We start from the raw sequence: 8,949 nt of genomic DNA, 5'->3' as shown, positions 1-8,949 counted from the left end.
GGTGCGGCTCCCACTGGTGTGTCGGGGGGCCCCCCCCCCCCGGGGGGGGGGGGGGGGGGGCCGGGGGGCCCCCCCCCCACCGCGCTGCGTTCGCCTTCACTCGTCCTGGGGGAGCCGCGCTTCCCATGCCGCGATGGCTTCGGTCACGTCGGTCTCGTCGACTTCCAGGCGGGACGCGACATCGGCCGCATGCGGCGGGCGGGGTGCCGTGCCGTCCACCTCAACGGTCGATGGTGTGCGCTTGGGCCACATGACATCGCGAACGTAGCGGCGAACTTCGCCGACGATGACGGGGACGGCGAACCCCGGGAAGTCGCCGTCGGCGTCCGGGTCGAAGCGGTCGATCGCGTGGATGAGGGCGGTGACGCCGACCTCCAGCAGTTCACTGCGCTGCACCTCCGCGTACCGCCGTACGACTTCCTCGACGACCGGCAGGTGCCCGGTGATCAGGCGTTCGCGGCAGCGCCGCCGCTCGGGGTCGTCTTCGGCGAGCCGGGCGAGCTCGCCGAAGAGCGGGAGCAGGCGGTGGAACTCGTCGGGGGCTCGATCGCGGGTCGGGCCGGCGGGTGCTGTCATTCGGGGATCCTTGTCCGCACCGTCAGCGGTGCTTCTCCCCCCGTCTCGGTCCTCTCGCCGCTCCGGCACCGCGAATGCGGCGGCGGGTCGATCGAGAAGCCGAGCCGAGAAGGAGAAACCGTGACGGTGAACCGGATCGAATGGGCCGGCTCCCTTGCGCCTGGTTTTCCTCTGACGCGCTTTCGTCTGCTGCAGTTGGTATGTGGCGCCACGGTACATGTGCGAAGGCGGATCTGCCAACTGTGCAACTGGCGGCGAGAACCGTTCCAGCTCAGACGGGTTTTAAACCTGAAATCAGTGGTAGATATCCATCCATTCTGGTCGTACGATCAAGAGAGGCCGACGCTCGCAAGGCAACTGAAGAGGCGAGCGCTACCCCGGCCTTCCGCCCATAGCATTGGAGTCCATCATGGCCGTATTCCAAGCCCTGTTCTATCTGATCGCGATCCTGCTGCTCGTCGCCGCAGCACTGCCGATGCCGTCCCGCCGCAGCCGCGGTGTGGGCCTCGGCCTGCTGGCCGCCGCGTTCGCCCTGACGGCATTCGCGGCCCCCACGTTCGACGCCGCGTTCTGAGCTGAGCCCTGAACGGACAGCGCCTAACGGCGCTGTCCGTTCGTTCGGTTCAGGGACCGGAAGCGGTCGAGGACGTCCTGCCGGAAGAGGCCGCCGTAGCCGGCCGCGTCGATACGCGCGACCAGCGCGGGGACCACGAGGTCCATGCCCGCGGCCGCGGCCTCGAGGTTCCAGTCGTGGTCCGTGAGGGTCTGCAGGAGCCGTCCCCGGCGGGCCTGGGTCTCGGAGAGGCGGAAAGTGCGCAGGTAGGCCAGCCGTCCGTCGGCGTCCGTGATGGCCTCGCCCACATGGGTTTCGCGGCCCGGCACGAAGTGCGGCCGGAACCTGCGGAGCGTGAACTGCTCCATTCGGTAGTCCTCGGTGAAGACGTACTCGGCGTCGAGGAGCCCGGCCGCCATGACCTCCTGGTGGAACTCGCTCCACTCCCGCTGCGCGGCATTGATCGCCGCACGCAGGTCGGCGATGGTGTCGATCGCGCTTTCGTCAAGGTGCGGGCGGAAATCCGGGCTCTCGCCGTACAGGTGCGCGTACCGCCAGATGAGCTCGCCGAACCCGTCCTCGACGAGGCTCGGGTGCAGCGCCCGGTAGTCGTCCGGGTGCGGGGTCACGACGGCCGAGGCGAGCGCGTCGGCGACGTACACCAGCACCCCGCACTGCCCGGGGTGGATCTCGAAGACGCGCAGGGCATCGGCGAGCCCTTCGACGTCGTAGCCGAGGTACTGCGGATCCTCCTGGCGCGGCGCGCCGCGGCGGAACGCGTGCGTCGACCATTCGCTCCAGGCGACCGACGGGACCCGGAAGGTGAGCGGCAGGAACGCCTCCAGCGCGGTCTGGTGCGGCACGAAGTGCACGCGGGTGCGCTGCTGCAGCTTCGTCTCGGGCCGCAGCGACTTGCGCATCGTCCTGGCGGGCATGCGCAGTGCGGTGCCGAGAGCGGGCACGGCGGTGCCGTCCGCGGTCCATTCGGCGATCAGGCCGTGCGGCTCATAGCAGCAGCTCGGGGCGTATGCGTCGTACGAGTCGCCGCCGGGGAACCCGCTGGGGTGCAGCCGGAGCGACGTGATCGGCTCGTCGCGGACGAGCGGTACGAGTCGGATCCCGCCCCACACTTGGCCGGGGCGGACCTGCAGGCCGTCGAAGGTCAAGCGGTGCAAGGCGTCTCCTCCGAAAGCCAGTGTTCCACCCGCGAATCGATGTGGGCCCGCAGTTCCGCGATCCCGGTGCGGCCGGTGGCGAAGCGGGCGAAGGCGACGAGCTCGGGCAGGTCCTCGGCGTCGCGGATCCCGACCGTGGGGGTGGTCGGCGCGAGGCGGCGCACTTGCAGTCCGGCCGCGTCGAACACCGGGTTCAGGTGGGCCACAGCGGTCTTGCCCTCGGGATCGAGCCGCTCCCCCCAGACGCGCAGCACCGCTGCGGCCATGCCGACCGGTGCGTTGTCCCAACCGTCCGAGACCACGACCAGCAGGTCCGGGCGCGTCTCGAGCCCGTCGAGGAGGCGCTCCCCGAGTGCGGTGACGCCCCGGGCGCGGGCCATGAGCGGATCCTCGTCACCCGAGAGCCACAATGGACGGTAGTCGGAGGCGAGTTCGCGCAGCAGGAAGTGCGCGGCCAGCGCGACGACGAGAGGGCGCCGCCGCTTCTCGCTCGAGCCGCTCGCCGAATAGCTGTCGTCGAGCACCGCCGCGACCCGGCCCCACGTGCCGGCCCGCAGTCCGGCGACGCGCAGCGCCGCCGCGCGGAGCGCGTCGGTCAGTTCCAGGCGCCGCTGCTCGCGCTCTTCCACCGGCAGTGCCAGGACGTACGCGGCGAGGCGGGTCAGCGGCATCCGCGAGAGGTCCACGGCGTCGGCGACCACGCCGAGGGCGCCCGTCCACGCGGCGGACCGCTGGAGCCGCAGCCGCTCGTTGCGGGTGAGCTGCGGGGCGATCTTCTCCAGGAACTCGGCGCGGGTGATGCGGTGGCCGGCGGCGAAGCCTTCGGCGATGGTGTACGGCAGTTCGAACACGGCCCGCCGGTCGAAGTGGGCGCGCCGCCAGGTCTCGAACAGCGGCGTGGCGAAGCGCCCCGCTGAATGCCAGCCGAACAGGAACGCGTCCAGCTCCTCCCCCGGCAGGTCCTCGATCTTCAAGTGCGCGTGGCGCACCGCGCTAAGGAACGCGGACCGGTACTTGACGGCCTCGAACGCCGGGTCCGGGCGTGCGACGAGCCATTCGCGGATGATCGCGCGGGTCCGGCGGTTGTTGACCCGGGCCTTCCGCAGGGCCGTGAACAGGTGGTAGACCCGGTGCGTCGGGAGTTCTGTGAGCGCTTTGGCGATCAGGCGGCCCTCGACGTGCCGCTGCGCGGGGCTCGCGTCGCGTCCGGTCTGCAGGAGCCGCAGGATGATCGCGGCGGCGTTGCGGTCGTTGACGCCGAGGGTGAGCGTGGCGGCGTACAGGTCGCGGTAGTTGACGAGCATGTACTCGTGGAGGAACTCCATGGACCACTGCTGCGCGTCGCCGTCGGAGTGGAACTCGCGCTGGCCGGTGGCGGCGATCGCGGCGTTGACGAACAGCAGCACGTCTTCGGCGGCGGCGCGGTCGGCGAGGAGTTCCATGGGGTTCCGAGGGTTCGAGGGGTGAGGGCGCCGACCGGGGAATGAGAGGCACGAAGGCGAAATGGCGCTTAAGAAACGGATCCGGGAGTCGCACCCGAGTCCCGCGGTCGGCACCCCTCACCTTACTGGCGGTGCACCATGCGCCGCCATCGAATAGGGATCCGCCTCATTGCTTTCGCAAGGGGCGGAAGCAGTTCCGGAGGTCATCGACGAGGAGGTCGGGGGCCTCCATCGCCGCGAAGTGGCTGCCGCGGTCGAACTCGGTCCAGTGCACGATGCGGTGGCGGCGTTCGAGGAGGCGGCGGATCGCCGGGTCGTTCGGGAACACGGCGACACCGGTCGGCACGCCGGAGGGGCCGCCCTCGTCCGGTTCGTCGCGCACGGCCCGGTACTGGTGGGCCGAGCTCGCGCCGGTTCCGGTGAGCCAGTAGAGGGTCACGTTGGTGAGCAGCTGGTCGACGTCGACGGCCTGCTCCGGGAGTTCGGCCGCCGGGTCCGTCCAGTCCTTGAACTTGTCGATGATCCAGGCGAGCTGGCCCACGGGAGAGTCGTTGAGCGCGTAGGCGAGCGTCTGCGGCTTGGTCGACTGGAGGTCGGCGTAGCCGGTGCCGTGGCGGACCAGGTCCCGGACGCTCTCGAGCCGGGCGAGTTCGGCACTGTCAAGGTCGGGGTCGTCGACCGTGGGGATTTCGAGGCCGCCGTTGATGTGGACGCCGACGACCCGGTCGGGTGCGAGGCGGCCGATGGCCGGGGAGACCTTCGAGCCGGTGTCGCCGCCGTGCGCGCCGAAGCGGTCGTAGCCGAGCCGGTCCATCAGGGTGAGCCAGGCGCGGGCGATGCGGGCGTGGTCCCAGTCGGGTGCGGACAGCGGTGTGGAGAAGCCGAAGCCGGGCATGGACGGCGCCACCACGTGGAACGCGTCGGCGGGATCGCCGCCGTGCGCGCGGGGATCGGTGAGCGGCCCGATGATCCGCGTGAACTCGACGATCGAGCCGGGCCACCCGTGAGTGACCACGAGCGGGAGCGCGCCGGGTTCGGGGGACCGCACGTGGAGGAAGTGCACGCGCTGCCCGTCGATCTCGGTGAGGCCCTGCGGGAAGGCGTTCAATGCGGCTTCGTGGACGCGCCAGTCGTAGTCGTGCAGCCAGTAGTCGGCGAGGCGGCGCAGGTAGAGGACCGGGACGCCGGAGGCCCAGCCCGGTTCGGGGCTCGCGGCGGGCCAGCGGGTGAGGCGCAGGCGCTCGCGGAGGTCGTCGAGCGCGGCCTGCGGGACGTTGATCTCGAAGTCGGCGATCGGGTCCACGGCGGTCCTTTCGATGGTCGTTCCTGCGTCCCATGCAATCAGAGTGGACGCGGGTCTTCCACCGGTTTGACGGTGCTCGTCCCCCATGCGAGCTACACGGAAGTGTCCACTGCACGGGGACGGCGCGGGGCACGCTGATCCGTAGCGTTCAGCGCAGCCGCGGCACCCCCGCCGCGGCGTTGCGGAAGGAATCGTCATGAAACTCGTCTGGCAGCTGCTCGCCGTCGGCGTGGTCACCTTCGTCGGCGGTCAGGCGACCGTGGTCCTCGAAGGGCGGCCGTGGCTGGTGCTGATCGTCGGGCTCGTCACGAGCGTGCTCGCGGTGATCGTTTACCGGTGGGTCGTGAAGCTCACGGAACGCCGCCAGGTCGCCGAGTTGGCCGGGCCGGGCGCGTTCGGCGCGGTAAGCCTCGGGACGTTGCTCGGCGTCGCCATGTTCGGGGCCGTGATCGCGAACATCGCGTTCCTCGGTCACTACACAGTGGACGGCATCGGATCGCCCAGCGGGGCGATCGGGCTGATCGGCTTCATGGCCGCCGCGGCCGTCACGGAGGAGCTGCTCTTCCGCGGGGTGCTGCTCCGCATCATCGAAGGGCGCTTCGGCACGTGGATCGCGTTGGCGTCCACGAGCATCGTCTTCGGCCTGATCCACCTGGTGAACCCGAACGCGACCCTGTGGGGTGCGATCGCGATCGCGATCGAGGCCGGCGGGATGCTCGGTGCCGCGTACATCGCCACGCGCAGCCTCTGGCTGCCGATCGGCCTCCACTTCGGATGGAACATCGCGGCGTCCGCGATCTTCAGCACCGAGGTCTCCGGCAACGGCACCCCGCAGGGCCTGCTCGACGCCGCGACCTCCGGCCCGACCCTGGTCAGCGGCGGCGCGTTCGGCCCCGAGGGCAGCATCTACGCGGTGGGCTTCGGCACCGTCCTGATGGTCGTGTTCCTCTGGATCGCCAAGCGGCGCGGGCACATCGTGCCCCCGCGCCGACGCGCCGAGCGGGCCGGCGCCGCGGCTACACTGCCCCGGTGATGGATCTCCGGCGGATCCCGGAGCTGTGGCGGCGACTCGACGTCACGGTCCGGGACCTCCCCTTGGGCCTGCTGTTCGCCGCCACGTCGTTCCTGCCCCTGCTCCGCGGCCACGAGACGCAGCTCGGCGACCTCCCCGGGCGGCCGCTCGACGCGTTCGGCCTCGGCATCCTCGCCCTCGAATGCCTCCCGCTCGCCGTGCGGCGGCGCTGGCCGGGCGTCTGCCTGGCGCTGGTGTCGCTCGGGTTCGCCCTGGCCTCGCTCGGCCGCTACCACATGGTGGCGAGCACGGCCCTGGCCTTCGCCCTGCTGAGCGCCGGCGCGAACCTGGAGCGGTATCGGGGTGCGGCCATGGTCGTCCTCTCGATCGCGTACGGCGGGTTGGCGTTCGGGCTCGTCCAGCTCGGGTCGACCGAAGGGGTGGGCGGCTTCGCGACGTTCTATCTCGTGCTCGCCACCTGCTGGGGCGCAGGGGCTTGGCTGCGCGCGACGCGGGCGGCCGAGGCCGAGAAGCGCCGCCGCGTCGCGGAGACGACCCGCGCCGCCGAGCGGACCCATATCGCCCGCGAACTGCACGATGTCGTCGCCCACCATGTGACGGCGATGGTCGTGCAGGCCGAGGCGGCCCGGTACCTGACCGCCGCGCCCGACCGCCTCGACCAGGCGCTGCAGGCCGTGGGCGACACGGGCCGGCGCGCCACCACCGATCTGCGGCACCTGCTCGACCTGCTCAATCCGGAGCACGGCGCGGATCCCAAGACGCCTCCGGTCGGCCGGCTCCTCACCCTGGTGGAGCAGACCCGGCTGGCCGGGCAGCCGGTGGCGTTCACCGAGGAGGGCACCCCCGCGAGCGACACCGGCAGCGCCGACCTGGTGGCCTACCGGGTCGTCCAGGAAGCCCTCACCAACGCCGTGAAGCACGCCCGCAGCAGCCCCACCTCGGTACGGGTGCACCACCGCGCGGGCGACATCACCGTGGAGGTCAGCACCGAGGGATCCGCCCCGTCGAATCTGGCGGGGAGCGGGCGCGGCCTGGCCGGCCTGCGCGAGCGCGTCGCCCTCCTCGGCGGCGACTTCGACGCGGGACCGCGGTCCGGCGGCGGGTTCACCGTGCGGGCGCGCATCCCCGCAGGGAGTCCGTCATGATCCGGGTCCTGGTCTGCGACGACCAGATGCTCATCCGCACCGGCCTCGTCACCATCATCGACGCGCAGCCCGACCTCGAGGTGGCCGGCGAGTGCGGCGACGGGCAGGCCGCGGTCGACCTGGCCGCGCGCCTGCGCCCGGACGTCGTGCTCATGGACGTGCGCATGCCGGTGCTCGACGGCATCGAGGCCACTCGCCGAATCGCCGGAGACGCGGTGAACGACCCGGTCAAGGTCCTGGTCCTCACCACCTTCAACCTCGACCAGTACGTCTACGAGGCCCTGCGCGCCGGAGCGAGCGGGTTCCTCCTCAAGGATGCGCCGCCATCGCAACTGCTGCAAGGGATCCGCACCGTCGCGACCGGCGCGGCCCTGCTCGATCCGAGCGTGACCCGCGCCCTCGTCGGCAAGTACGCCTCGCGCATCCGGCCCGCCGACGACACGCCTCCCGACAATCCGCTCACCCCAAGGGAACTGGAGGTCCTGCGCCTCATCGCCGACGGCCGCTCCAACCGCGAGATCGCCGCGGCCCTGGTCATCAGTCCCGAAACGGTGAAGACCTTCGTCTCCCGCATCCTCACCAAACTCGGCCTCCGCGACCGCGTCCAAGCCGTCGTCTACGCCCACCGCCACGGCCTGGTCACCTGACCCGAAGCACCGTCGACCGCCGAGTTCGCAACGACACAGTCGGAATAGCGGAGCGCGGCCGGGGCGTTGCCCCGCATATGTGGAACAGCGAGGACCTCGACCTTGACGCGTATCTCGGCTTCCTGGGATACGAGGGCGACCGCGCCCCGACCCTGGCAATACTCCGAGACCTGCAGCGCGCGCACGTGCTCCACGTCCGATGGGACACGATCGACAGCTTCCTGTACAAGAAGGTCCGGCTCGACCTTGCCTCACTGCAGGACAAGCTGATCCGCCGCGGCCGCGGCGGCTACTGCTACGAGCACGTCACCCTCTTCGCCGCGGCGCTCGAGGCGCTCGGGTTCCGCTTCACCGCCGTCGCCGGCCGGGTGAAGCTGGGCGCGGACCCGCAGCAGTCGCGCCCGGAGACGCACGCGATGCTCATCGTGGAGGCGGACGGCTCGCGCTGGCTGAGCGACGTCGGTTTCGGTTCCAGCCCTTTGGAACCCATCGAACTCGTCGACGGCGCCAAGAGCGAATCGGGGCCGTGGCCGTACCTCCTGCGATGGCAGGAGATCACCCACGGCTCGCCCGGCTGGGCCGTGCACCAGCGCGGGGACAGGCCGCACGCGCGCGACGGCTGGGAGATCCGGCAGGTCTTCACCGAGAACCCGCAGTACCCCGTCGACTTCGCGGTCGGAAACCACTTCGTGGCCTCCTACGAACGCTCCCCGTTCGCCATGCGCCCCTTCGTCCAGCGGCTGCGCACCGACCGGCACGACACGCTCGACGCACTCACCTGGACGACCGAACGCCCCGGCGCGGCCGCGACCAAGGAGACGGTCCGCCCGCACGAGGTCCCCAAACTCCTCGCCGACGTCTTCGACATCCGCACCGACCCCGAAGAGGCCGACCTGCTGGTACGCCGCCTGACCGAGCTGCCCGAACAGACCTAGCGCGGACAGCGGGGGGGGGGGGGGGGGGGGGGGGGGGGGGGGGCGGGGGGGCGGGGCGGGGGGGGGGGGGGGGGGGGGGGGGGGGGGGGGGGGGCGCCCCCCCCCGCCCCCGCGGGCCCCCCCCCCGCCGGGGGGGGGGG

Annotated in this window: 9 protein-coding genes; 5 read left to right on the top strand and 4 right to left on the bottom strand. The window is 71.5% G+C overall.

From position 1 onward, the window contains the following. Window positions 1–96: 96 nt before the first annotated feature. Window positions 97–576 carry a sigma factor gene (locus tag O2L52_RS23185; protein ID WP_270118493.1) on the bottom strand — a complete coding sequence of 160 codons (480 nt, stop codon included), beginning with the start codon at window positions 574–576 and terminating at the stop codon, window positions 97–99. A 409-nt stretch (window positions 577–985) separates the two neighbouring features. Between O2L52_RS23185 and O2L52_RS23180 the strand changes: the two genes are divergently transcribed. Beyond that, on the top strand, window positions 986–1,150 hold the full coding sequence (locus tag O2L52_RS23180; RefSeq protein ID WP_270118492.1) for a hypothetical protein: 165 nt from the start codon (window positions 986–988) through the stop codon (window positions 1,148–1,150). Window positions 1,151–1,173: 23 nt separating this feature from the next. Here the strand turns inward: O2L52_RS23180 and O2L52_RS23175 are convergent, their stop codons facing one another. From O2L52_RS23175 to O2L52_RS23165, 3 genes are all read right to left on the bottom strand, one after another. Further along, a complete protein-coding gene (locus tag O2L52_RS23175) occupies window positions 1,174–2,304 on the bottom strand; it encodes an ARPP-2 domain-containing protein (RefSeq protein WP_270118491.1) in 1,131 nt (376 codons plus the stop codon). Next, window positions 2,292–3,746, bottom strand: a complete 1,455-nt coding sequence (locus tag O2L52_RS23170) for a hypothetical protein (protein WP_270118490.1) — start codon at window positions 3,744–3,746, stop codon at window positions 2,292–2,294. Before O2L52_RS23170 ends, O2L52_RS23175 begins: the two co-directional genes overlap by 13 nt. Window positions 3,747–3,912: 166 nt before the next feature. Next, complete coding sequence (locus tag O2L52_RS23165) at window positions 3,913–5,049, bottom strand: epoxide hydrolase family protein (protein WP_270118489.1); 1,137 nt, start codon at window positions 5,047–5,049, stop codon at window positions 3,913–3,915. Between the two features lie 196 nt (window positions 5,050–5,245). Between O2L52_RS23165 and O2L52_RS23160 the strand changes: the two genes are divergently transcribed. The 4 genes from O2L52_RS23160 (at window position 5,246) to O2L52_RS23145 (ending at window position 8,809) form a co-directional block, all read left to right on the top strand. Then, window positions 5,246–6,082 (top strand): CPBP family intramembrane glutamic endopeptidase, encoded by an 837-nt coding sequence (locus O2L52_RS23160; RefSeq protein WP_270118488.1) that lies wholly within the window; start codon window positions 5,246–5,248, stop codon window positions 6,080–6,082. Further along, window positions 6,079–7,227, top strand: coding sequence for a sensor histidine kinase (locus O2L52_RS23155; RefSeq protein ID WP_373896999.1), 1,149 nt, complete (start codon window positions 6,079–6,081; stop codon window positions 7,225–7,227). The genes O2L52_RS23160 and O2L52_RS23155 overlap by 4 nt, the downstream gene beginning before the upstream one ends. Beyond that, entirely contained in the window at window positions 7,224–7,874 is a 651-nt protein-coding gene (locus tag O2L52_RS23150; protein WP_270118485.1) for a response regulator, read from the top strand. Before O2L52_RS23155 ends, O2L52_RS23150 begins: the two co-directional genes overlap by 4 nt. Window positions 7,875–7,951: 77 nt before the next feature. Then, window positions 7,952–8,809, top strand: coding sequence for an arylamine N-acetyltransferase family protein (locus tag O2L52_RS23145; RefSeq protein ID WP_270118484.1), 858 nt, complete (start codon window positions 7,952–7,954; stop codon window positions 8,807–8,809). Window positions 8,810–8,949: the final 140 nt, after the last annotated feature.

Source organism: Glycomyces algeriensis, assembly GCF_027622855.1.
Classification (GTDB): domain Bacteria; phylum Actinomycetota; class Actinomycetes; order Mycobacteriales; family Micromonosporaceae; genus Glycomyces; species Glycomyces algeriensis.
The sequence above is the reverse complement of the archived record's forward strand: the minus strand, read 5'-3'. Positions and strand labels throughout refer to the sequence as shown.

Coding starts and splice junctions, on each gene's coding strand:
- O2L52_RS23170 (WP_270118490.1), bottom strand. CDS start 3,746: ATGGAACTCCTCGCCGACCGCGCCGCCGCCGAAGACGTGCTGCTGTTC.
- O2L52_RS23185 (WP_270118493.1), bottom strand. CDS start 576: ATGACAGCACCCGCCGGCCCGACCCGCGATCGAGCCCCCGACGAGTTC.
- O2L52_RS23160 (WP_270118488.1), top strand. CDS start 5,246: ATGAAACTCGTCTGGCAGCTGCTCGCCGTCGGCGTGGTCACCTTCGTC.
- O2L52_RS23150 (WP_270118485.1), top strand. CDS start 7,224: ATGATCCGGGTCCTGGTCTGCGACGACCAGATGCTCATCCGCACCGGC.
- O2L52_RS23180 (WP_270118492.1), top strand. CDS start 986: ATGGCCGTATTCCAAGCCCTGTTCTATCTGATCGCGATCCTGCTGCTC.
- O2L52_RS23145 (WP_270118484.1), top strand. CDS start 7,952: ATGTGGAACAGCGAGGACCTCGACCTTGACGCGTATCTCGGCTTCCTG.